This is a genomic window from Pseudomonas sp. LBUM1670 (assembly GCF_059695695.1).
Window position 1 is genome coordinate 2,388,073 of the sequence record NZ_CP166783.1, and the last position, 21,437, is coordinate 2,409,509.

The window sequence follows — 21,437 nt, forward strand, 5'->3', positions numbered from 1 at the left end:
CCAATGAGGGCGTCGTCATGAACACCAGCGATTTGCTCGAACAACTGCTGCGAGCCGGCCAGGGCTCGACGACACAGCACGGTGGCGGCGCACCTGCTCAGGGCGGCGTGGGCGGCGGTCTTGGCGGATTGCTCGGCGGCCTGCTGGGCGGCGGTGCCGGTGCAAACAGCGGATTGGGCGGTTTGTTGGGAGGATTGCTCGGCGGCGGCTCAGCCATGGGTGGCTCGACCCAACGACGCTCCGGTGGCGGCGCCAACTACGCGGCGCTGGCCTCCCTGGGGATGATGGCTTTTCAAGCGTATCAGGCCTGGCAACGCAGCCAGGCGGCCGCGCCACAACAGGCACCCCGCACCGTGGATCTGTTATCCGGCCCGGAAGTCGAAGACCACAGCCACGCCGTCCTTCGAGCATTAATAGCAGCGGCGAAGGCCGATGGCCGGATCGATGACGCCGAAAAGCACATGATCAGCACCGAAATCGGTCGCCACACCAATGACCCGGAACTGCAGCAATGGCTTGACGATGAAGTCGCCCGGCCGCTCGATGCCGCCGATGTGGCGCAGTCGGCGACGGATCCTGCGATAGCGGCGGAAATGTACCTGGCCAGCGTGATGCTGGTGGACGATCAGCAGGACGCCGAACGCAGTTACCTCGATGAACTGGCGGCGGCGTTGCAGATTGATCCGGAGTTGCAGGTGCATTTGGAACAGCAGGCCAAGGGTGGCGTGGCCTGACCGATAGGCTTACACCAGAAACGTCACCCCGTGCGCTTCGGCAATCGCCAGTATCCGCGGCAAATCCTCCGGCACCTTGAGCCGATCTACCGCCGCAAAGAACTGGCCGCCCCGCGGATCAGACACCACGCCGATCATCTTCGCCGTGGCGCTGATGTTCTTGTAGGCATGGATGGACCCACCGGGTATATGCACGTAGCCGCCGGCCGAGACAATGGTGGATTCGCCCTCGAGCGTCACTTCCACCTGCCCGTCAATCACGTAGAACGCTTCGTCCCACGGATGAAAATGCAGTGGCGGGCCGCCTCCCTGCACGCCTTCCTGGATATGCATCTCAAAGGGTTTGCTCAAATCACCGCCCGCGAGAATCGTGATCGCCTCGCCAACGACATTGACCGGTCCCGGAGTTTTTCCGGACCCGATGACGTGAACCGTTCGCATGATTGCTCTCCCGGGGATGAGTCTACACCCGGTTGAGTATATTCACTCCAACGGGCACCGGGTGCAGAGGCGCAGGCCCGTCTGTCAGGGCAATTTCAACCCCGATTGAATTTTTCTCCGGGCAAATCGCTCTGCTGATGTAGAGACGTGTTGATTCAGCGTCCTGCCACTGGCTACAGACCGAGAGATGCGCCCATGACTGCCCTGACACGACTCGAATCCCGGCCTGCCCACGAGCACGCCATCCCGACTGCCGGTAGCCTGAAGCAGTGCTATGAACAGTTGCTGCTGGGCGACGATGCCGAGCAACGCCGCGCTCTGGGCAAAACCTTCCTGGAAGCGCAACTGCAACGGTCCGCCGACCTGCCCGCAGAGATGCCGCAGGACCTGTCGGCCTTGCAAACCTTCGTCGAACAGCACAGCACCGAAGTGGCGCGGCAATATGCTGACTATCTGAGTAGCCGCAAGGAAGGCGGGCCGCGGCAGTTCTTCAGTAACAAGGCGCACGCGCTGTTCTTCCTGCAAGCGGTCAGCCCGACCAAACTGGTGGACGGTGCCTGGTTGTACGGCCTGTTGCAGCACTGGCGCGACCCGCGTTTCGAAGGGTTGATCTGCACCTATCTGGAAGAGTTGGGCGAGGGCAACCCAGCGCAGAATCATGTGGTGATTTACCGCAAGCTACTCGCTGAACAGGGTTTGCAGGACACCGGCGTCATCGCCGACGAGCATTACCTGCAAGGCGCGATTCAACTGGCGCTGGGCGAATGCGCCGACGAGTTTTTGCCAGAGGTGATCGGCTACAACCTCGGCTATGAACAACTGCCGCTGCACTTGCTGATCAGTGCTTACGAACTCAGCGAATTGGGCATCGATCCGTATTACTTCACCCTGCACGTGACCATCGACAACGCCAGCACCGGGCACGCGCAAAAAGCCGTGCAATCGGTGCTGCACCTGCTGCCGATCGAAGGTGATCGCGAAGACTTTTTGCGCAGGGTCGCGCTGGGTTATCGGCTCAATGACCTGGGGCAGGGCAGTCGCGCGATCATCGAGTCGTTCGACCTTTACGCTGAAGTGTTGAACATGCTCGAGCGCAAACGCCCGTTCGGCCAGCACATGCATTCCGACTACTGCCGATTCGAGGGCAAGACCGTCAATCAATGGTTGTCCTCGCCGGAGCAATTGCCAGGGTTTCTCACCGCCCTGGAAAACAAGGGCTGGATCAAACGTCATCAGGACCCGCAGGAAAGCCGCTTCTGGCAACTGATCGAGGGTGACGGCGCGGCCATGTTCGGTGTGTTCAGCCCCTATGAAAAACAGCTGCTGCACGACTGGATCTCGGGTGACTGGACAGCGGAGCGTTCAACGCCAGCGGCGCGCCGTGAAAGCAGCGGCGCGGTCGAACCGGCGTTGCCCGCCAGCGACCCGGATATCCAGAGTCTGCAAGCCGCATTGGATGGATTGTCCGCCGCCGAGCAGATGCCGGTGTTGATCCCGTGGCTGTCCGCCCACCGACACGCCCATCCTGCCGGCCTGATGGCCACGCGGCGGTTCATCGAACTCAAATCCAGCCTTCGATAGGAGCACGGCATGAATCAGGAAGAACAACTGGGTGCTGCGGATCTGGCCTTGCTGCAATTGGGGCGGCGCTTGCAGGCGGATGGTTACCGCTTTATCACGCCGACACCGCTGACCCATCAGCGGGTCAATGACCGCGCGTTCGGCCAAAGTGCCCGAACCCTGCGCGAGGTATTCGGTTGGTCGCGGACGTTTGAGCCCGGCCTGCTGTCCGTGGACGAACAGCGGCAATTGCAACAGGCGGGCGTTCTCGAAGAGAGCAATGGCCGGCTGAAAAGCCACGTACGCTGGTCCAGCCTCGATGACCTGCTGTTCGTGCATTCCGGATTTCCCACGGACGCGGCCGATGCGGTGTTCTTTGGCCCGGACACCTACCGTTTTGCCCAGTTGATTCACACCCATCTGCAACAGAGTTTCGCGCCGGTCAGACGCGCCGTGGACATCGGCTGCGGCGCTGGGGTCGGCGCCATCGTGATTGCTCGCGCACGCCGTGAAGCGGAGGTGCTGGCGGTCGACATCAACCCGGCGGCGCTACGCCTGACGGCTGTGAACGCCGCGCTCGCAGAAGTGGCCAACGTCAGCATCGAGGCCAGTGATGTGCTGCAGGGTGTCGACGGTACATTCGACCTGATCGTCGCCAATCCGCCGTACATGGCTGATCCGGCCGAGCGTGCCTATCGCCACGGCGGCGGGGCATACGGCGCGCAGTTGTCGGTGCGCATTGTCGAGCAGGCGCTGAACCGACTGACCCCGGGCGGTGCGCTGGTGTTGTACACCGGTGTGGCGATGGTCGATGGCTGCGATCCGTTTCTCGCCGCGCTGGCGCCGTACCTGGATTCGGCACGGTTCGGCTGGACCTATCACGAGATCGATCCGGATGTGTTCGGCGAAGAACTGTTGACGCCCGGCTACCAACGGGTGGAACGGATTGCGGTGGTTGCGCTGATCGTTACGCGGATCGCTTCGGGCATCGGGGGAAGCGTTGAATCAGCCGTAGGTGAGTGAGCCATGAACAAGAATCTGGATGACTACAACCGCATGCGCGACTTCTCGGCGACCTCTGAACCGGCCGCCCAACGTTCGGGCAGGAAAGCCGCGAAAGATCACGCTTTGCAGTTCTGCATCCAGAAGCATGACGCCTCGCGCCTGCATTATGACTTTCGCCTGGAACTCGATGGCGCGCTGAAAAGCTGGGCGGTGCCGAAAGGCCCGTCGCTGGACCCCAAGGTCAAGCGCCTGGCGGTGCATGTCGAAGACCATCCGATTGATTACGCCACGTTCGAGGGCAACATTCCCGAAGGTCACTATGGCGCCGGTGATGTGATCGTCTGGGACCGGGGCGTGTGGATTCCGCAGGAAGATCCGGCCAAGGCCTACGCCAAGGGCAAGCTCAAGTTCGAACTGCAAGGCGAGAAGCTCGGCGGCCTGTGGAACCTGGTGCGCACGCACATGCCGGGCAAACAGGAGCAGTGGTTCCTGATCAAGCATCAGGACAGCGCGGCCAAACCCGAAAGCGATTACGACGTGGTCGCCGCCGAGCCGGACAGCGTGCTCAGTGACCGGACCATCGTTCCAAAAAAATCGAAAGCAGCGGACAAACTCAAGCCCATCAAGAAACCGGCGCGCAAGGTCGCGGCTAAACAACAGTCGGCGCAACTCACCGGCGCGCACAAAGCGAAATTGCCGGACCTGATCAAACCCGAACTGGCGACGCTGGTGGAAAAAGCCCCGGATGGCGAGTGGAGCTATGAGATCAAATTCGACGGCTACCGGATTATGGCCCGCATCGACCATGGCGAGGTCAGACTCTTCACTCGCAATGGTCACGACTGGACCCACAAACTGCCGAAGCAAGCCGAGGCGCTGGCGTCGCTGCAACTTGAATCAGCCTGGCTCGACGGTGAAATGGTAGTCGCCAACGAGCAGGGCGTCCCGGACTTTCAAGCGCTGCAAAACGCCTTCGACTCCGGGCGCAGCGGCAACATTCTTTACTACCTGTTCGACCTGCCTTACCTCAATGGCGTGGACCTGCGCGAGGTGCCGGTCGAAGAGCGAAGGGTCGCGCTGGCGACGGTGCTCAAACCGAATGAAGACCCGTTGCTGCGGTTCTCCGACGCGTTCGCCGAAGAACCCGATGCCTTGCTCAACAGCGCCTGCCAGATGCAGATGGAAGGGCTGATCGGCAAACGCCTGGGCTCGCCGTATGTGTCGCGTCGCAGCAGCGACTGGATCAAGCTCAAGTGCAAGCACCGGCAAGAGTTTGTAGTGGTCGGCTACACCGATCCGAAAGGGTCGCGCAATGCGTTTGGTGCGTTGTTGCTGGGCCTGCATGATCGGGACAGCGGTGAGCTGCGTTATGCCGGCAAGGTCGGCACCGGCTTCAACGAGACAACGCTTAAAAGCATTTACGAACAACTGAAACCGTTGCAGGCGAAGAAGCCGTCGGTGGTCAATCCACCGACCGGTTTTGATGCCAAAGGCGTGCACTGGCTCAAACCCGTGCTGCTGGCTGAAATCGCCTTTGCGGAAATGACCAAGGAAGGCTCGGTGCGCCATGCCGTGTTCCACGGCCTGCGTGACGATAAACCTGCGGAAGACATCACCGAGGAGCGCCCCAAAGTGGTGAAGAAAAGCGCTGCGGAAAAACCTGTCGCCAGTAAAAAGAGCGGCGCGGAAAAAGCCGCGCCGGCACCGTCGCAGCTCGGTCTGGGCGAGGGCAAGGTGCGGATCACTCACCCGGACCGGGTCATCGACGCCAGCAGTGGCACGACCAAAGTGCAACTGGCGGAATACTACGCCGCCGTTGCCGAATGGATTCTGCCCGAACTGAAAGATCGTCCAGTGGCGCTGGTTCGCGCGCCGGACGGTATTGCCGGTGAATTATTTTTCCAGAAGAACGCCGAGCGCCTGGCCATTCCGGGGATCACCACCCTCGACAAGGAACTCACCGGCCAGCCGATCATGATCATCAACAGCGCCGAAGCACTGATCGGTGCCGTACAGATGAGCACCGTCGAGCTGCACACCTGGAACGCCACCTCGGACAACCTCGACAAGCCCGACCGCTTCGTCCTCGATCTCGACCCGGACCCGGCGCTTCCGTGGAAAAGCATGGTCGAGGCGACTCAACTGACGCTGTCCGTGCTGGATGAGCTGGGGCTCAAGGCCTTTCTCAAAACCAGCGGCGGCAAAGGCATTCACCTCGTGGTGCCGCTGACCCGCAAGCTCGGCTGGGATGAAGTGAAGGACTTCAGCCACGCCATCGTCAGCCACATGGCCAAACTGTTGCCGGAGCGGTTTTCCGCGGTTTCGGGGCCGAAAAACCGGGTCGGGCGGATCTTCATCGATTACTTGCGCAACGGCCTCGGCGCCACCACCATTTGTGCTTACGCCGCGCGCACCCGCGAAGGGCTGCCGGTCTCGGTACCGATCTTTCGCGAGGAGGTGGCCGGGCTCAAGGGCGGCAATCAGTGGAACGTCCACACGGTGCATGAACGCCTGGCCGAGGTGGGCGACGAGCCTTGGGCTGACCTGAAGAAAACAAAACAGGCAATCACCGCCGAGATGCGGCGGCGGGTGGGAATGAAGAAGTAGCAGGATCTAAGGCCTAACGCGGTCCAAATGTGGGAGCGGGCTTGCTCGCGAAGAGGGAGTGTCAGTCGACATCAATGTTTTCTGATACTCCCTCTTCGCGAGCAAGCCCGCTCCCACAGTGGTTCTGTGTCGCGCACAAATTGTGTGCCCGTCGCAATTCCCCGAACGGCTATTGCTTGCCGACAGCCGCCGCCAGCAGCGGCCCCGCCTGCTCGTCGGTCAGCGCCGCATGGACTTCCATGTTCATCAGGTCATTCCATTGCAGGACCCACTTCTGAATCTGTACGACATCATCGGTTTCTGCGATGCCAAAACCGGTCGAACCACCGACGGCATGCCAGCGCCCCAGCATCTTGACGCCTGAGGGCGGAGCCCCTTTGGTCTCGAGGAAACGCTTGATCACGGTGTTGCGGTTTTCCGGGCTGATCGACCAACTGACCATGAATAACATTTGCCACCTCCTATAACGGACTGGCACCTGTTGCTCTTCGCGCGCCTGGCTGGCGCCGGGACCACGGCCACGCCTGTTTCCCGTGTCATCCTGTCGGGTCTGTAACGATTTCTCCCTTGAGAAGGCATAGCAGCGCGCGGCGGTTCGCGTATGACCGTTGATCCTCTTTATTACATCTGGAATTGACGAGGCGCCTGACCGTCAAGCATCGCGCAACAGGTCGTTGGCGTTGAGCAGTTCGTAGGCGATTTCCGGACGTTTCTCCAGCCCGCGGCGAATGGCGGTCGGAATCGCCTGGCGGGTTTTGCGGCACAAGCCCGGCAGTTCGGCGATGGTGATGGCGATACCGCGCATGGTTCGGACTTCATTGAAACCGGGAGCGATCTCTACCCGGATGCCCAGTTGCTCGTACATGCGCTGCTGTAGCCGTTCAAGGTCGCTCAGGCTCTGGAGGTTTTCCAGGCGTTCGATCAGGCGCTTTTCCTCGGACCGGGTCAGAAACAGGATGCGCAGGTCCGCGCCTGGTGTTTCCAGCAGCGGTTCACGCTCGCAGATGCAGGCACCGGGCGGGCAGGGTTGGCGGATCGGCAGCGAGATTGTCATAGGGCTCAATCATAGAGCGGCCTGCGTTGGTTTGCCCATAGGGGTGACTGGCGTGCTCGAGGGAGGCGCCAAGAGCAAAAGCGGCAGGCGAGCTAACGCTCGACCTGATGAGTGGTGAAAAAGCAGAAACGTTCGGCGATCTCCTGTAGGAGCGAGCCTGCTCGCGAAAAACGTCCGGACACCACGTTCATTCAGACAGCACGCGTTATCGTTGGCTTCCATCGCAGGCAAGCCAGCTCCCACAGGGGAACGCGTTGTTCCGGGAAACGCAACTACCGCAATGGCGGGTACTTCTATTGATAAGCGAAGCGTCAACACCAGCCCTCGAGAATGGATGCGCAGTGGGACGCGGCGATAGTTTTTTGTCGCCGGCCTTTCGGCGAGGTGCAGCCGGTTTCTAGAACTTCAGATAGGGGGGCTAATGCCCGCGCTTGAGCCCTTTCATACGAATAGAACGAGCAGGATTGAAAGGGTTTTGATGGCGTTATTTTGACGCTGTTTTTCGTAAATTTTTATTTTTATTTATTGTGGTGACGGACCATTGACGTAATGGCGATGTGATTATAGGCTCCAATTAGCTGGGTAACGAATCCTTCATTCGATATCAGGAAACCCTGTGTGCAGGGAGGCGGTCATTATGCGCTCGTCACTGGTTATCAAATCCGTTTTATTCTGTGTGCTCTTTAATGGTGCGGCGCTCGCCAGCGCACACGCGACCAATTTGGCCCATGAAATTAACCGCATAGGCACTTCTTGCGCAGGGTCTGGGCCAAAAGTGGGCACGGCCGCCGAAGAGCAGGGTGGTGCCCCTTCAAATGTTGCAAGCAGTCATGGCGCGGCTGCTTCGGTCAGCGATATTTCCTCCGCTGATACTGCAAAAGATCAACTCAACAGCCTCATTGAATCTGTCGCCAAGGTGGGCGCTGCCGTCAATAGTTCATCTTGTGACGGATTAATGGCGCAACTTGCCAATGGCAAATTAACGACAGATTCAGGTGCGCAGAGTGAAGTTTTGAGTGGCGAGGATGATGCCTTCACCAATCAACCGAACGCAGTTCCGCTGTCTGCTGCTGCCTGGTTGTTTTCGTCCGCGTTGTTCGGTTTTGTTATGGTCGCCAACCGGCGGAAGATATAGCTAGCGGTTGTTTTTGCTCATGATTGTATGGCGCATTGATACTAGTGATTGATATCAGTTTGATGTGTAAGTGGTTGGCGATGTATTGACTGAATGACGGACTCTATTGACCAGAGTTGCTGTTAATTTGGCGAGCAAACATCGGGGGTAACATGTTTAACGACAAGTTTTTGTTAAATAGAAAACTTCCTTCACTAGAGGCTATCCTCCAGGTAATTGAGACGTCGGGTCGACGAAAACTGACCGCCGCCAGCCGCAAAAAAATGCTCGCTGAAGCCTTTCTGGGCGTGAAAATTTGCGAGCGTGATTTGCCCCCGTTTTTGTGTGAAACTCTTGGCAAGGCTATTTAGGCGGAGGGATCCCGATGTTGCGTTTCTGGTTACCTGTGGTCTGCGCGCTGGCTGTCCTGCCCAGCATTTCCAGTGCCGTCGCAAACGACGCGGCATACCGGTTGAGTCCGGGTGATAACCTTTCCGTTTCTGTTTGGGGGGAAGACAAGCTCAAACAGGATGTACGCGTACTTCCCGATGGCAGCATCACCTTCCCGCTGGCAGGCCAAGTCGATGTACAGGGGCTTGATGCCACCGCAGTCGCTGAGAAGATCGCGGCCAAGCTTGAAAAATTCATACCCGATCCGCAGGTGAGCGTTGTCGTCACCGGCACCGAAGGCAATGTCGCCTACGTGCAGGGCAAGGTAGTGAAACCCGGCACTGTGCATATGTCCGGTCCAACGTCAGTGCTGCAGGTTTTAAGCCTGTCTGGCGGGCTCGACAAATTCGCCGACAAGGATGACATCAAGGTCGTGCGACTCAACGGGACCAAGCAGGAAATCCTGCGCGTCAACTACAGCAAGTTGATGTCCGGGGATGACATGTCCACCAATTTTCTACTTAAAGCCGGCGATACGCTGGTCGTGCCTTAGCCTTGCGCGATGCACTAGGGATTACTTTGCTTGCGTTGCGAACTACGGGGATTGCCACGGCAATCCTGATCCTGCCGTGCTCGGGTGTGGCCTATGCGGCTACCTGGCAATCAACAGTCGCGGTGCCTTCGACTGTCGAGTACGACAGCAACCCACTGTTGCTGACGAGTGATGAAAAGGGGGTGACCCGCGCCATCATCGCCCCCGATTTCAGCCTTGTCGGCACTTCCGGACGGGATGAGTTCCAGTTCGGTCTCGGAGTGTATGTCGTGCGTTCGTCCGATACAGACATCGTGTCAGACCGTGAAGACCCCAGACTTAAGTTCGGGTGGCATCGCGAGACTGAAACCGGTGGTTATGGACTCACGGCCCGCTATGAAGAGAGCTCAACGCTTTCCACCGAGGTTCAGGAAACCGGCGTAGTGGCTTCCGACGGCACGCAAAAGCTTTATACCGTGGGTGGCAACTGGCGTACTGCGCTCAGCGAGCGAACCACCCTGCTCAACGAAACTGACTACACTCATGTCACTTACGACATTCCTACCCTGATCGACTATGACGAGCTGGCAAGCCGCTTTAGCTTGACCTATGCATGGAGCGAGCGGGTCGAGCTGTTCACCCGTATTGGCGTCAGGCGTTATGAGCCGGAGGAGGGAACCGCGGCGTCTTCCTCGAATAGCTACACCCCCACGGTTGGCCTGAATTTCCAGGTCTCCGAGGCATTGAAGGGATCGGTGTACGCGGGCGTCAATCAAGTCTCCGGCACGGGTGACGGTCCCACAGGCGAGGGCGGGGTGAACTTGCGGTATACCGGTGAACGCTTTGAAACCAGCTTCGACGCCAGCCGTAGCACCGTCGCCAGCGGGGATGGTGGGTTCGTCGAGGCCGATAGCCTGAAGGGCTCCGTGAGTTACCTCATCGATGAAACCCGACGCACCGGTCTTGATGCTTCCTGGCAAGACACCAAAGGGCAGACGCCGAATACCCTGGTCAATTACAGCGCCTGGGTCAGTCAGGAACTCTCGCCTTTTTGGAATGCCCGCCTATTCTTCACCTACAAAGAACGCAAGCAAGACAGCTTGCCGGATGCCAGCGCAAATGTCGTCGGGTTGACGTTGACATATAGTTATCCCGGTCTCTGAAAAATTCAGCTGTGTGATCACTTATGACTACTGAATACGAAATGTCGGTCAACGACTACATAGCTATCATCAAGCACCACGCCCTGCTGTTGATCGTGAGCTGCGCGGCGATACTGGGCGTCAGCATTGCGGTCGCGATGTCGCTCCCGCCCACGTTTGAGTCTTCCGGCACGATTCTGATCGAGTCGCAGCAGATCTCGCCTGACCTGGTTGCGGCGAACAACGGCACCTTTGCCGATGAGCGCATCGAAGTCATTCGCCAGCGTGTGATGACCCGAGAGAATCTGGCGGCGATCATCGACAAATACAATTTGTTCTCTTCTCAAGGCCGGCACCTGAGCGTTTCCGACAAAATCGATGAAATGCGCAATGCGATTGGCGTCACCCTGGTCAGCGCTGCGATCAAGGGGCGCGGGGAAGTGACGATTGCGTTTCGCCTTTCCTTTGAGCACCGCGAGCCAGAGATTGCCAACAAAGTGGCCAATGAACTGGTGACGCTGTTCCTGAATGAAAACATCAGGCAGCGTACCGAGCGCGCCAATGAAAACACAGAGTTCGCAAAGCAGGAGGCGGACAAGCTCGAGGTTGCCCTGAATGCCCAGGACAGTCGCGTGGCAATATTCAAGGAGCTGCACAGCAACGCGCTGCCCGAGAATCGGGAATTGCTCACGAACATGTTGACGCGCGCCGAAACCGATCTCAAAGAGGTCGACCGTGACTACAAGGCTGCCCGTGAGGAATTGCGTTTCAACGAGTTGGAGCTTATCGCCGCCAATACCGGCGTAGCGACCAAGCCGGGAGTGGGGGGGGCAGCCGCTGACAAACCGCAGGATCTGGGCAGCCTCAAGGTGGAGTACGCCCGTTTGCGGACGCTGTATACCGAGGCCCACCCCGATGTGCGTGCCGTGAAACGCAAGATTGCGGCCCTTGAGGCGAACAAAGCGATGGCCGGTAGTGCGGCAGTGCCCGTCAATATGGATGCAGCGAAGGCTCAGGCGCGGATCGCCGCCACTGAGTCACGTATCAAGTCACTGGCCGATCAGAAGCAGCAGACGCTCCAGAAAATATCCGAATACGAAGCGCAGATTATTGAAATGCCACAAGTCGAGCGTGGCCTGATCACTCTGATGCGCGACCATGACAATGCGAAAAAGAAATATGAGGAGATGCGCGCCAAGGAGATGAGTGCGCGAATTTCCGAAAGCCTGGAACAGGAGAACAAGGCGGAACGATTTGTACTTCTGGAATCGCCGCTGATGCCCGAAAAGCCCGTACGCCCGAACCGTAAAAAGGTGGTTGCCATGGGCTTCGTGCTTGCCCCGGTGGGCGCGGGCGCACTGGTAATGCTTCTCGAAATGATGAGTTCTCGCGTGCGCGGGGCTGAAGCCCTGGCCAGTGTGCTCGGCAGGCGCGTACTGGTGTCCATTCCCTACATTCACACCATGGCCGAACTGGAACGCCGCAAGAAGTGGCGAACGCGCCTGATCGTGTGTGGAGTCTTGCTGTTCGCGATACTTCTGGTGCTCGTGCACTTCCTCTACATGCCTCTGGATCAGCTGGCGTTTAGAACGCTGGGCCGGTTTGCATAAGGAATACAGACATGGAAATAATCAAGCCCGATACCGAAAACACCGAGCCCGAGACCTCTTCAAGAGCCATGACGTCCTCAGCGCAGTCTTCAAGTCTGAATGCGCTCAGTTATGTGCAAACCAAAGTTGTGCCTTTGCGGCCGGATCACCTCGAGCGCAATCGCATCGTGGCGTACAACAAGAACTCGAATATGGGCGGGGCGTTCGATCTGCTGCGTACGCAAGTTCTGAAAATCATGGAAGAAAATGGCTGGCGCACGCTCGCCATCACCTCGCCGACACCGGAGGCCGGCAAGACGGTACTGGCGATTAACCTTGCAATGAGCATCGCTCATCACACTACCAAAACGGCGTTGCTGGTTGATTTCGACTTGCGCCGTCCGACAGTGGGCGCCTGCCTGGGGCTGTCGATGGAGCTATCGCTCAATGAATACCTGGCCGATAAAGCAGAGCTGCAAGAGGTTCTGGTTAACCCGACCTTGCCGCGCTTTGTAGTCCTGCCTACCCGTAAGCCGATTCCTCTCTCCACCGAGGTGCTGTCATCGCCCAAGGTGAGTAACTTGATAGGTGATTTGCGCGAGCGCTACAACTCACGAATCGTGATTTTCGATTTGCCACCCATCCTGAGTTCGGACGATGTGATTACCATCTTGCCTAAATTCGACTGTGTCCTGCTCGTGGTCGCCAACGGCATGAACAGCCAGAAAGAGATCGAGGAAAGCCTTCACCATCTGGGGACAGCCAATCTGATTGGCACTGTGCTGAACAAAGCCGAGCCGCAAAACCGCTCCTACTACTAGGGCGTTATCCTCAAGCAGTCGGCGCTGTTGGCGAGCGCCGACTTTAGTGCCAGGGATGTTTCTTTTCCCAACTCCAGGCGTCCGTCACGATCTGTTCCAGTGAAGCAAATTGCGGCTGCCAGCCCAGTAATGTGTACGCCCGTTGAGGATCGGCCACGAGACGTGGTGGATCACCCGCACGACGCGGCGCATCGCTGACGCAAATCTCCCGGCCAGTGACCTGGCGCGCGGTGTCTATCACTTCCTGTACCGAGAACCCTTGGCCATTACCGAGGTTGAACGCCGTGCTTGCACCACCAGCCAATAGATAATCCACGGCCAGTGCGTGAGCGGCCGCCAGATCGGCAACGTGGACGTAGTCGCGAATACACGTGCCGTCGGGCGTGTCGTAATCGCGGCCATAGACGGTGATGCTCGCGCGCCGGCCAGAGGCTGCTTGCAGGATCAGTGGCAGCAGGTGGGTTTCCGGCTCATGGCGTTCACCCAGCTGTCCGTCAGGGTCTGCTCCAGCGGCATTGAAGTAGCGCAGGCAGACAGATTTCAGTCCGTAGGCACGATCGAAATCTTCAAGCATCTGTTCCACCATCCACTTGCTGCGACCATAAGGATTGATCGCCGCCTTGGGATGTTCTTCGTCGATGGGCACATACGCCGGATCACCATAGACAGCAGCCGTCGAGGAAAAGATGAAGTGTTTGACGTTCGCGCGAACCATGGCTTGTAGCAGCGTCAGGGTGGCGGCCAGGTTGTTCTGGTAATACTTGGCCGGTTCAGTGACGGATTCGCCGACCTGTATGAACGAGGCGAAGTGGAACACGGCATCGAAGTGCTGTGTGGCAAACAAGGTGTCCAGGCCTTGCGCGTCGGCGATGTCCAGTTCAACCAGTTTTCCGCCCATCAACGCGTCGCGATACCCCGTGGAAAAGTTGTCCGCCACCACCAGCTCGTGACCTGCGCGCAGCAGATGCTTGACCATGTGCGAGCCGATATAACCTGCGCCGCCGACCACCAAAAAATTCATCCTGTCCTCCTGGAAACCATTGCTGTGCAAACGCGGATTGTACCGTCAGTGAGCAGCGTTTTTTCTCAAAAACAACCAATTGAAGGCCTGCACGCCATCGAACTTGATCGTATAGCGCCCATCAAGGTAAGTCGCGGGCAACTTCTTCATTGGCGCCAGCGTGCCTTGGGTAAACAGGGTCAACCCTGGCGGCGCCTGGATGCTGAGCGTGCCTTCGAGAGGCTCGACATAAAAAGGTGTTTTGTCATCGTCTTTGGGAATGGCGCGAGTGCCCAGCGAAATCAGCAGATCCTGCGATCGACCGACAGGCGCGCCGTCCAGGCTCTGTACCACCACGCTGGCATTGGCGGTCTTCACTTGAACCTGGATGTTGCCGAGGGTGATCGACTCACCGCCAATCCAGCCGGTGGCGGCCTGGGTGCGTGGCGTATTGATGGTGTAGATGCCTTTTTTCCAATTGCGCTTGAGCTCGCCCGTATCGGTCGTCGACTCGCTGGCATTGGCATCCAGCAACGACTGGTCAGGGTCGTGAAACACCTTTGCAGAGCTCGGGATAATGCCCGGCTGCAACCAGGGCAACTCCGGCGTCTGTGGCATGGCGATTTGCAGTTTGCCTTTCTCCATGGCAGTGCGCAGCAGAGCAGAATTGGCCGGTGAGACCGGTTTGTTGAACAGGGTATCGGGTGTCGGTGCGAAGACATACGTCGTGTTGGCTTCGCTAACGTCGGCGCGGCGATAGAGCAGGGCGGCGGCGGGCAGGGTGGCGAGCATTGCAGGGTCGTTGTAAGCGTGCCAGTTGTCCGCCGTTACCCAGCCGCCGTCGAGCGGCTGCTGGCTGTAGGCATATTGCATCAGTGCGTCCCAGCCCTGGTGGCTGGCGGTGCCGGCGACATAGAGTGGCAGCGAATGGCGGTCGGGTGTCGGAAACGGTTCGTTGTTCCACTCGGTGACGGTCAGGGGTTTGCCGGTGACCTGGCCGGCGGCAATCCAGTCCACGATGCCTTCGCTGGTGAGCGGATTCTTCTCCAGCTGCCCGCCGCCGCCATAGCTGTGAACGTCGATGACGTCGCCGGCAGTCAGGGCCGGCAAGGAGCTGAGGCCGTCGCCTCCCCAACTGCTGGTGGTGGCAATGGGCACCTTGACGCCTGATTCGCGCAGATGCTGAATCATCTCTACGTTGAACTTCTGTTCCAGATCGTTAAGGAACAGCTTGGCGGGGCCATGCTCCCACGAACGCCAGGTGAGTCCTGCCGATAGATTGTGCTGGCTGGCAAAGGCATCGGCCCGGTTCTTGTAGAGCTCCCAGTGCCTGGGGACTCCCTTGTCTCGCAACAGCGCGTTGCCAAAGTGTTGAGTGACGTCGTTTTCGTTGGTGATCAGGACGGCGGCGATGGCCGGATCGTCTTTATAGGCGAGGCCGGTATAGGGATTTACATGGGTTATATAGGCTTCGGTGAAGCGTTTCATTGCCTGCGCAATGGTGATGTTTACATACGCGTAGCCCTTGAGGCTGGCGTTGTTCTGCTGGTCTTTTGGCAGCTCATCGAAGGCAAAAATGTTGTCCTTCGCCGTCAGGGCTCGCTCGACGTGCATGTCGAGCCATACATAAATGCCTTCGTCTTTCAGGCATTTGATCCACCAGTCGATTTTTTTCAGCGACGCCGCGCTGAGTTGCTGAGTGTCATGCGTGAGGTCGCGGTCGCCAAAAATATTCGGGCTGACCCACGGCGAGTCATGGTGGTGCAGTCGGACGAGGTTGAAACCGAGTGCCGACAGGCGTTTGGCCTGCTGCTTGATTGCTTCGTCGGGCGTTCGGAACAGTGCATAGGAGGTGATGTTGGTGCCCCAGAAACGCGCCGGGGTGTTGTCCGCGAACAGCAGTTGCTCGCCGGACGCTTTGACAAAGCCGCGCTTGCCCGCAGGTTTTTCGTCAGCGTTGAGAAAAGACAGATCGACCGGTGAGGTTTTGATGTCGACTTTGTCATCTGGCCAGCTCTTCGGGTCCGCCAGGCCAAAGCGCTCGGTCGTGGTAGGGCCGAGCGCCACGTCACCAGAAATGCTCAAGGTGGCTTTGAAATGTTGGCGGCCGGGTTTGATCGTGTTTTTGTAGAAGAAAGCACGCACCTCGGAGGGATTGCCGGGCTCAAAGTACACACTCGCCAGTGCCGGCTCAAAACGCATCTCGATGCGTCGACCTTGTGCATTGCCCCAGGACCAGCCGCGGTTACCGGGCAGCAAATCCGGCTTGCCCATTTCTCCGGCGAAAAGGGCCGGGTCGAAATTGAAGACGACACCGCCGCCCATCACGCCCGACTTCATGCTGTGGGCATCCAGGTCAAAGTCCCAGGTCAGCTTCTGCTCGTCTTCCTTCTGAACCTGCGCCGTCAGGTCGAAGTCCAGCGCTTCGTTCTGGCCGGACAGGGTGTATTCGTAGGGGGTATTGACCTTGAACTGGGTGACAAAATTCGTCCAGTCCCAGTTGCTCCCCCAAAAGGTGAACTTTGACGCAACGACGGGATTGCCGCCGTGCACCAACATGGGCAGCCCACTGCGGTCATCGACGCTGGCGACCCAGTCCGACGCCCGGGACGTGAATGGCCAGATCGCAACGCACAGGAAAACCGGGAGCAGCATCTGAGTGCGGCGAAACAAAGTGGTCATTGGCATTACCGGAGTTGGAGGTGAGCACTCGCAGTGACTACGGTCGAAGTGTGCTTGAGATTGCGAACCATCTGGGCATAGGCAACACCCAACCCGGCCACCGACCAATACACCACGGGGATAAAAGTGATACTGCTGACGGTCACGATAGTCACCATAATCCCGGCCAGTGTCGCCAGGAGCGCGCGTCCGAGCCGGCGCGTCTCATCGTCCTTATCGGGAAATGAACGCATCGCCTTGCGGATGCCCAGCAGAACAGTGACGAAAAAAGCCACGAACAGCGTCAACCCGATCAACCCGACCTGCAGCGCCACGTTGATGTAGGTATTCACAATATCGATGATGCCCTGGCCCTGAATCATGGTCTGCATTTCCGGCGTGCTGCGGAAGTCGAAAGCCCCGAACAAGGGGTTGCGCTGGATAACGATCATTGCGTTATCGAACAAACGTTGCCGGTACGTGATGTTCTCTACTTCGATCGTGCCGATGAACGGTAGCAGATCCACCACTTTTTGCCCGCCAGGCACGATGGCCAGCAGAGGTAGGGCGAGCACGCCGGCGAGCGCCAGCAGCATCAAGCGTTTGGCCGCGCCACGACCCGTGGCGATGAACGCTGTGATCATGACGACGGCCCCGATCCAGGGACCTCGCGACAGTGGCGCGACCAGTCCGCCAGCCAGCAGGAGACCGCCAAGACGTCGCTGGAACTTGCTGCGCACATCTTCCTGCAAAAACAGGTACAGGCCGAGGGCCACGCTGACGACAAACCCCAGCGCAATGGCATGGCCGGTGGTGGCGCTGGCGCGCAATGAACCGCCGCGGCTCAAGTAGCTGGACATTTCCCCTTGCATGCCCAGGGCGTCCATCAGCGCGCTGTAGAGCAACCAGCTCCGGGCAAATTCGAACAGCCCGATAATGGACAACACCATGGCGGCAAGGACAAAGGCCAACAGGGCATCCCTGAAATCGCTGAGGTTTTTCAGAGCCCGGCTGGCAACGTAGTAAGGCAGAAAAACTTCGATGAACATGTAGAGCGTCTGGCGCAACGTGTCGGTGAGTGTGGTTTCGCGCAGCAACAGCAGGCTCGTCAGTAGAAGGCTGCCGGCCAGCAGTTTGTCGGGCCAGGTGCGCCCGAAAGGCAGCGTGTCCGCTCGTCTGCGCAGGGCGAAAAACGCCGGAAGCAAGACGCACAGGGACAGCAGACGGATATGGTTGAGATCAAAGAAATAGTTGATCAGGCCCAGGCCGGGAATCTGCGCCGACGTCGGCGGGACGAGAAACAGCAATATGAAAAACAGCGCCAGGGGATTGCGCTCGCGTTTTCTTGCGAGGGTCAACACAACCGCGGCAACGGCCGCATACACCCAAAAACTGTGCGCGAAAAAAACCAGCAGGGTCAACACGAACCACAGATTGCGGCGACGGGTGAAGTCGTTGTACGGGATCAGGTCCGTTGCTGGTCGACGGGCAAGGGTAAAAACGGTGCCGGCAAGAACCAGAATGACGATTAGCGCGCGAATGTGCTCAGGCATGGGTTCATGAACTTACTTGATTGGTGAGCGAAGGATAGTGCATTGCCTGATTGCGGCTATAGTAACGTTCGTGCAACAGAGTCCGGGATTGATGTTATGCCTTCAATTGATATATCGCCATCGTTGAGCCTGCGCAAGCGAGCGATATTCGCCGGGGCATGGAATCTCGGGGCACTTGTCACGTCTCAAGCCATGCGCCTGGGCGGCAATCTGATCATGGCTCGCCTGCTGATGCCGGAGATGTTCGGCATCATGATCATCGCCACCACCGTTTCGGTGATCATCCATTTGCTTTCCGATGTCGGCTTGCGCCAGAACATCATCCAGAGCCCGCGGGGTGACGATCCAGTATTTCTCAATACCGTGTGGACCGTGCAGATCGTGCGCGGTTTTGTCCTTTTTGCCGCGACACTTCTGATCGCGGGCTTCGCCTGGTTTGCGCAGGCCATCCATCTGTGGTCGCCCGAATCCACCTATGCTGCACCCGAGTTGCCGCTGGTGTTGGCCATTACCGGTTTGTCCGCGATCATCTATGGTTTTCAGTCGACAAAAGTCGACGTGGCCGTTCGCTCATTCCAGCAAAAGAAAGTCGTGCTCGCCGAGTTTGCGTCGCAGATTGCCGGCCTGCTGGTGATGCTGGTTATCGGTTACTTCACCCGGTCTATCTGGTCACTGGTGGGGGCGGGTCTGGTCTCCGCTCTGGTCAGCCTGCTTCTGGGACATTTCTGGTTTCCGGGTCCGCATAACCGTCTGCTGTGGGATCGTAGTGCGCTCCAGGAGCTGGTCGTCTTCGGCCGATGGATATTGTTGTCTTCAGCAGTGGGCGTGCTGGCCATGAATGGCGATCGCATCTGGTTCGGCGGCAGCATGTCGGCCGCCGAACTGGGTGTCTACTCCATTGCCGTGCTGATTCTGGGGGCTATTACACTCGGTGTGCAGAGGCTGGTTGGCGCCGTGGCGTTGCCAGCATTCGGCGAAGCAGCAAGAAGCAATGACACCGTGCGGCTCCGCTCTTTGTATGACCGCTTCAGACTGATTGTCGACATCGCCTTGCTGTTTATCACCGGACTGTTGTGGGTCATCAGTCCTTTGATCATCCACTGGTTATACGACGAGCGTTATGCCGAGGCCGGCAGCATGATGGCCGTGCTTTCAGTGTCTTTTTTCACCTTGCGCTATGGCGTCGCGCATCAAGCGTGGCTGGCACTGGGACTCACGAAGTACCAGGCCATGGATAACATTATTCGCGCGGTCTCGTTATGGGTGTTGCTGCCTCTTCTGCTAGCCGTTGGCGGAGTGAAATATGCAATTTGGGGTGTCGCGCTGCATACGTTTCCTACACTTGTGCTAATTGTTTATGTGAACTGTCGTGTGGGGCTGTTCGATCTCAAACGTGAACTTGTTGTGCTGCCAATGTTGCTGGTCGGGGTGTTGTGCGGGGAGTTGGTGCTGGCCTTTGCCAAATGGCTTTGATTTGATCGAGGCACTTGCTACACCCTTCGGGGAACGATGGGGTTGGATGTGTAGTTAAAAAAACAAACACAATTTTAATGTCATGGGGCTTTGAGTCATGGGTGAGATTGATTTGAATACCTCTGTGATGGGGCGCAGAGACTTCCTCCAGGCGTTTGCCTTATTGAGTCTTGGGGGGGTTACATTTGGATTGTCCTCGCTCCTTGCTCCTCCTTCTTCTGAAAAAAACGGGTTTGTCGTGGTCAACGGCTGGGTGTTGCCTGCCCAGTATTTTCGGCAAACGCGAACATGATCAAAGATTACCAATCGCAGAAAGAACTCCGTGACCTCTATGACTTCTGCATCATCGGGGCCGGCCCGGCGGGCATCACGCTGGCGTTGCGCCTGGCCGGGAATGGTCGACACGTGCTACTTCTCGAGGGCGGGGGGCACGAATATTCGCCGCCCTCGCAAACCCTCTACAACTGCACCTCGACAGGCATGAATGTCTACGCTGAAGAAACACGTCTGCGCTTTCTCGGCGGTACGTCCAATCACTGGGCAGGGCGTTGCCGTCCCTTCGAGAAGTCAGACTTTGAAGTGGCCCCTCCCGTCAATGTGCCCGGCTGGCCCATAGCGTTTTCCGAGATCGAGCGTTATCTGCCAGCGGCCATGGCCATTGTGGATCTCCCGTCGGATTCGGGATTCAAGGCCATTAATGCGTCCATGGATGGCAACGACTTTGACGCGGATCGCTTCCTGCTGAGCCCGCCGACGCGATTTGCACAAAAATACGCCAAAGATCTTCAAGAGACCGAGGGGCTTGATGTCTTCATCAATTGCAACTGTGTCGATCTTGAATTCGATAGCAAGACTGGCCGCATCGCCTCCGTCGTAGTGTCGGATTACAACAGGCACCGAGAACACGTGACGGCCAGACACTTCATTCTGGCAATGGGCGCCATCGAGAATGCCAGGCAACTGATGAACAGTGAGTCCCTGGCATCCGCCGGTGTCGTCAGCAAGGACGGTTTCGTCGGCAGATGTTTCATGGAGCACCTGAACCTCGACCTGGGGACCTTCATTCTGAGAGATGGACAGAGTCCCGAGCCTCGACAGTATTTCACGACCGATGCGTTTGTAACGCAATTTCAGTCAGGCAAAGGAAATGTGTCTGCGGCGCTTCTGGCGGAAGTGAAGGTCTATGGGCGAACGGCTGCCATCAAGGACTTTTTGGAGAACCTCGTCTGCGACGTTGGATTGGCGCACAAGATCGATTTTATTTCTCACTTCAATTGCCCCGGTGATGGGGTGATTACCACCCTTATCGAACAGTTTCCCAACCGCAACAGCCGCCTCACTTTGCTCGAGGAACGGGATGCGTTAGGGATGCGCAAGGTCAACATCAATTGGGAACTGGCCCCCGAAGACAGACATACCATCAAGTCGATAGGGCTGGAGGTGGCGAAGTGTTTTGCCGAGACGGGGCTGGGCTTCGTCAGGCTGGATGAGTGCGTGTATGACGTCTCTGTGCCACTGAAAGTGGCGCCCCATGCTCATCATATGGGGACTACACGGATGGCCTCCACGCCTGAGTCCGGAGTGGTCGACGAGAACTGCAAAGTGTTCGGTACCGCCAATCTTTACGTGGCGGGCAGCAGTGTTTTTGCTACAGCCGGTGCGAGCAATCCGACCATGCCTCTTATACAGCTTGCCCTGAGGCTGGCAGATCATCTTAATCATCAAGCGGGGCCGGCGGGCAGATATTCCTGATACTACAAT

At 58.1% G+C, this 21,437-nt stretch carries 19 protein-coding genes; 13 read left to right on the forward strand and 6 right to left on the reverse strand.

Features of this window, described 5'->3' with window-relative positions:
- The first annotated feature begins 17 nt into the window (after positions 1-17).
- Positions 18-734 (forward strand): tellurite resistance TerB family protein, encoded by a 717-nt coding sequence (locus ACA073_RS10900; protein ID WP_497403337.1) that lies wholly within the window; start codon positions 18-20, stop codon positions 732-734.
- A gap of 9 nt (positions 735-743) precedes the next feature.
- On the opposite strand, the gene ACA073_RS10905 is transcribed toward ACA073_RS10900, so the two are convergent.
- A complete protein-coding gene (locus tag ACA073_RS10905) occupies positions 744-1,175 on the reverse strand; it encodes a cupin domain-containing protein (protein ID WP_497403338.1) in 432 nt (143 codons plus the stop codon).
- 195 nt (positions 1,176-1,370) lie between these two features.
- Here ACA073_RS10905 and ACA073_RS10910 point away from each other — a divergent pair, with 195 nt between their 5' ends.
- From ACA073_RS10910 to ligD, 3 genes are read left to right on the forward strand one after another with little or no spacing between them, the layout of a single operon-like run.
- On the forward strand, positions 1,371-2,756 hold the full coding sequence (locus tag ACA073_RS10910; protein WP_497403340.1) for an iron-containing redox enzyme family protein: 1,386 nt from the start codon (positions 1,371-1,373) through the stop codon (positions 2,754-2,756).
- A 9-nt stretch (positions 2,757-2,765) separates the two neighbouring features.
- Positions 2,766-3,758, forward strand: coding sequence for a methyltransferase (locus tag ACA073_RS10915; protein WP_497403342.1), 993 nt, complete (start codon positions 2,766-2,768; stop codon positions 3,756-3,758).
- A gap of 3 nt (positions 3,759-3,761) precedes the next feature.
- Positions 3,762-6,347: a DNA ligase D gene (gene ligD / locus ACA073_RS10920; protein WP_497403344.1), complete on the forward strand. Its 2,586-nt coding sequence runs from the start codon at positions 3,762-3,764 to the stop codon at positions 6,345-6,347.
- A 169-nt stretch (positions 6,348-6,516) separates the two neighbouring features.
- On the opposite strand, the gene ACA073_RS10925 is transcribed toward ligD, so the two are convergent.
- Both ACA073_RS10925 and ACA073_RS10930 read right to left on the reverse strand, forming a co-directional pair.
- Positions 6,517-6,798 carry a DUF3303 domain-containing protein gene (locus ACA073_RS10925; RefSeq protein ID WP_497403346.1) on the reverse strand — a complete coding sequence of 94 codons (282 nt, stop codon included), beginning with the start codon at positions 6,796-6,798 and terminating at the stop codon, positions 6,517-6,519.
- 201 nt (positions 6,799-6,999) lie between these two features.
- Positions 7,000-7,401, reverse strand: coding sequence for a hypothetical protein (locus ACA073_RS10930; protein WP_497403348.1), 402 nt, complete (start codon positions 7,399-7,401; stop codon positions 7,000-7,002).
- 637 nt (positions 7,402-8,038) lie between these two features.
- On the opposite strand from ACA073_RS10930, the gene ACA073_RS10935 reads away from it, so the two are divergent.
- The 6 genes from ACA073_RS10935 to ACA073_RS10960 all read left to right on the forward strand — a co-directional run bounded on the left by ACA073_RS10935 (position 8,039) and on the right by ACA073_RS10960 (position 12,989).
- Entirely contained in the window at positions 8,039-8,536 is a 498-nt protein-coding gene (locus tag ACA073_RS10935; RefSeq protein ID WP_497403350.1) for a hypothetical protein, read from the forward strand.
- Positions 8,537-8,688: 152 nt separating this feature from the next.
- Positions 8,689-8,886 (forward strand): hypothetical protein, encoded by a 198-nt coding sequence (locus tag ACA073_RS10940; RefSeq protein WP_497403351.1) that lies wholly within the window; start codon positions 8,689-8,691, stop codon positions 8,884-8,886.
- Between the two features lie 14 nt (positions 8,887-8,900).
- Positions 8,901-9,458, forward strand: coding sequence for a polysaccharide biosynthesis/export family protein (locus ACA073_RS10945; RefSeq protein ID WP_497403353.1), 558 nt, complete (start codon positions 8,901-8,903; stop codon positions 9,456-9,458).
- 26 nt (positions 9,459-9,484) lie between these two features.
- The gene (locus tag ACA073_RS10950; protein WP_497404047.1) at positions 9,485-10,600 is read left to right on the forward strand and encodes a hypothetical protein; all 1,116 of its coding nucleotides are present in this window, start codon (positions 9,485-9,487) and stop codon (positions 10,598-10,600) included.
- Between the two features lie 23 nt (positions 10,601-10,623).
- Positions 10,624-12,189, forward strand: a complete 1,566-nt coding sequence (locus ACA073_RS10955) for a GumC family protein (RefSeq protein ID WP_497403355.1) — start codon at positions 10,624-10,626, stop codon at positions 12,187-12,189.
- Between the two features lie 68 nt (positions 12,190-12,257).
- Complete coding sequence (locus ACA073_RS10960; RefSeq protein WP_497404049.1) at positions 12,258-12,989, forward strand: CpsD/CapB family tyrosine-protein kinase; 732 nt, start codon at positions 12,258-12,260, stop codon at positions 12,987-12,989.
- Between the two features lie 43 nt (positions 12,990-13,032).
- Here the strand turns inward: ACA073_RS10960 and galE are convergent, their stop codons facing one another.
- The 3 genes from galE to ACA073_RS10975 are packed head-to-tail and all read right to left on the reverse strand — an operon-like array spanning position 13,033 to position 18,203.
- Positions 13,033-14,010, reverse strand: a complete 978-nt coding sequence (gene galE, locus ACA073_RS10965) for a UDP-glucose 4-epimerase GalE (RefSeq protein ID WP_497403357.1) — start codon at positions 14,008-14,010, stop codon at positions 13,033-13,035.
- Between the two features lie 45 nt (positions 14,011-14,055).
- Positions 14,056-16,644 carry a glycosyl hydrolase family 5 gene (locus ACA073_RS10970; RefSeq protein ID WP_497404051.1) on the reverse strand — a complete coding sequence of 863 codons (2,589 nt, stop codon included), beginning with the start codon at positions 16,642-16,644 and terminating at the stop codon, positions 14,056-14,058.
- A 32-nt stretch (positions 16,645-16,676) separates the two neighbouring features.
- Complete coding sequence (locus ACA073_RS10975; protein WP_497403358.1) at positions 16,677-18,203, reverse strand: O-antigen ligase family protein; 1,527 nt, start codon at positions 18,201-18,203, stop codon at positions 16,677-16,679.
- A gap of 96 nt (positions 18,204-18,299) precedes the next feature.
- Here ACA073_RS10975 and ACA073_RS10980 point away from each other — a divergent pair, with 96 nt between their 5' ends.
- The 3 genes from ACA073_RS10980 to ACA073_RS10990 all read left to right on the forward strand — a co-directional run bounded on the left by ACA073_RS10980 (position 18,300) and on the right by ACA073_RS10990 (position 21,428).
- Positions 18,300-19,676, forward strand: a complete 1,377-nt coding sequence (locus ACA073_RS10980; RefSeq protein WP_497403360.1) for an oligosaccharide flippase family protein — start codon at positions 18,300-18,302, stop codon at positions 19,674-19,676.
- A gap of 97 nt (positions 19,677-19,773) precedes the next feature.
- Entirely contained in the window at positions 19,774-19,968 is a 195-nt protein-coding gene (locus ACA073_RS10985) for a hypothetical protein (RefSeq protein ID WP_497403362.1), read from the forward strand.
- Positions 19,965-21,428 (forward strand): GMC oxidoreductase, encoded by a 1,464-nt coding sequence (locus tag ACA073_RS10990; protein ID WP_497403363.1) that lies wholly within the window; start codon positions 19,965-19,967, stop codon positions 21,426-21,428. Before ACA073_RS10985 ends, ACA073_RS10990 begins: the two co-directional genes overlap by 4 nt.
- The last annotated feature ends 9 nt before the right edge of the window (positions 21,429-21,437 follow it).

What these genes read in the sequence shown, in the direction of transcription:
- ACA073_RS10900 (WP_497403337.1), top strand. Translation starts at nt 18, where the DNA reads ATGAACACCAGCGATTTGCTCGAACAACTGCTGCGAGCCGGCCAGGGC.
- ACA073_RS10905 (WP_497403338.1), bottom strand. Translation starts at nt 1,175, where the DNA reads ATGCGAACGGTTCACGTCATCGGGTCCGGAAAAACTCCGGGACCGGTC.
- ACA073_RS10910 (WP_497403340.1), top strand. Translation starts at nt 1,371, where the DNA reads ATGACTGCCCTGACACGACTCGAATCCCGGCCTGCCCACGAGCACGCC.
- ACA073_RS10915 (WP_497403342.1), top strand. Translation starts at nt 2,766, where the DNA reads ATGAATCAGGAAGAACAACTGGGTGCTGCGGATCTGGCCTTGCTGCAA.
- ligD (WP_497403344.1), top strand. Translation starts at nt 3,762, where the DNA reads ATGAACAAGAATCTGGATGACTACAACCGCATGCGCGACTTCTCGGCG.
- ACA073_RS10925 (WP_497403346.1), bottom strand. Translation starts at nt 6,798, where the DNA reads ATGTTATTCATGGTCAGTTGGTCGATCAGCCCGGAAAACCGCAACACC.
- ACA073_RS10930 (WP_497403348.1), bottom strand. Translation starts at nt 7,401, where the DNA reads ATGACAATCTCGCTGCCGATCCGCCAACCCTGCCCGCCCGGTGCCTGC.
- ACA073_RS10935 (WP_497403350.1), top strand. Translation starts at nt 8,039, where the DNA reads ATGCGCTCGTCACTGGTTATCAAATCCGTTTTATTCTGTGTGCTCTTT.
- ACA073_RS10940 (WP_497403351.1), top strand. Translation starts at nt 8,689, where the DNA reads ATGTTTAACGACAAGTTTTTGTTAAATAGAAAACTTCCTTCACTAGAG.
- ACA073_RS10945 (WP_497403353.1), top strand. Translation starts at nt 8,901, where the DNA reads ATGTTGCGTTTCTGGTTACCTGTGGTCTGCGCGCTGGCTGTCCTGCCC.
- ACA073_RS10955 (WP_497403355.1), top strand. Translation starts at nt 10,624, where the DNA reads ATGACTACTGAATACGAAATGTCGGTCAACGACTACATAGCTATCATC.
- ACA073_RS10960 (WP_497404049.1), top strand. Translation starts at nt 12,258, where the DNA reads ATGACGTCCTCAGCGCAGTCTTCAAGTCTGAATGCGCTCAGTTATGTG.
- galE (WP_497403357.1), bottom strand. Translation starts at nt 14,010, where the DNA reads ATGAATTTTTTGGTGGTCGGCGGCGCAGGTTATATCGGCTCGCACATG.
- ACA073_RS10970 (WP_497404051.1), bottom strand. Translation starts at nt 16,644, where the DNA reads ATGCTGCTCCCGGTTTTCCTGTGCGTTGCGATCTGGCCATTCACGTCC.
- ACA073_RS10975 (WP_497403358.1), bottom strand. Translation starts at nt 18,203, where the DNA reads ATGCCTGAGCACATTCGCGCGCTAATCGTCATTCTGGTTCTTGCCGGC.
- ACA073_RS10980 (WP_497403360.1), top strand. Translation starts at nt 18,300, where the DNA reads ATGCCTTCAATTGATATATCGCCATCGTTGAGCCTGCGCAAGCGAGCG.
- ACA073_RS10985 (WP_497403362.1), top strand. Translation starts at nt 19,774, where the DNA reads ATGGGTGAGATTGATTTGAATACCTCTGTGATGGGGCGCAGAGACTTC.
- ACA073_RS10990 (WP_497403363.1), top strand. Translation starts at nt 19,965, where the DNA reads ATGATCAAAGATTACCAATCGCAGAAAGAACTCCGTGACCTCTATGAC.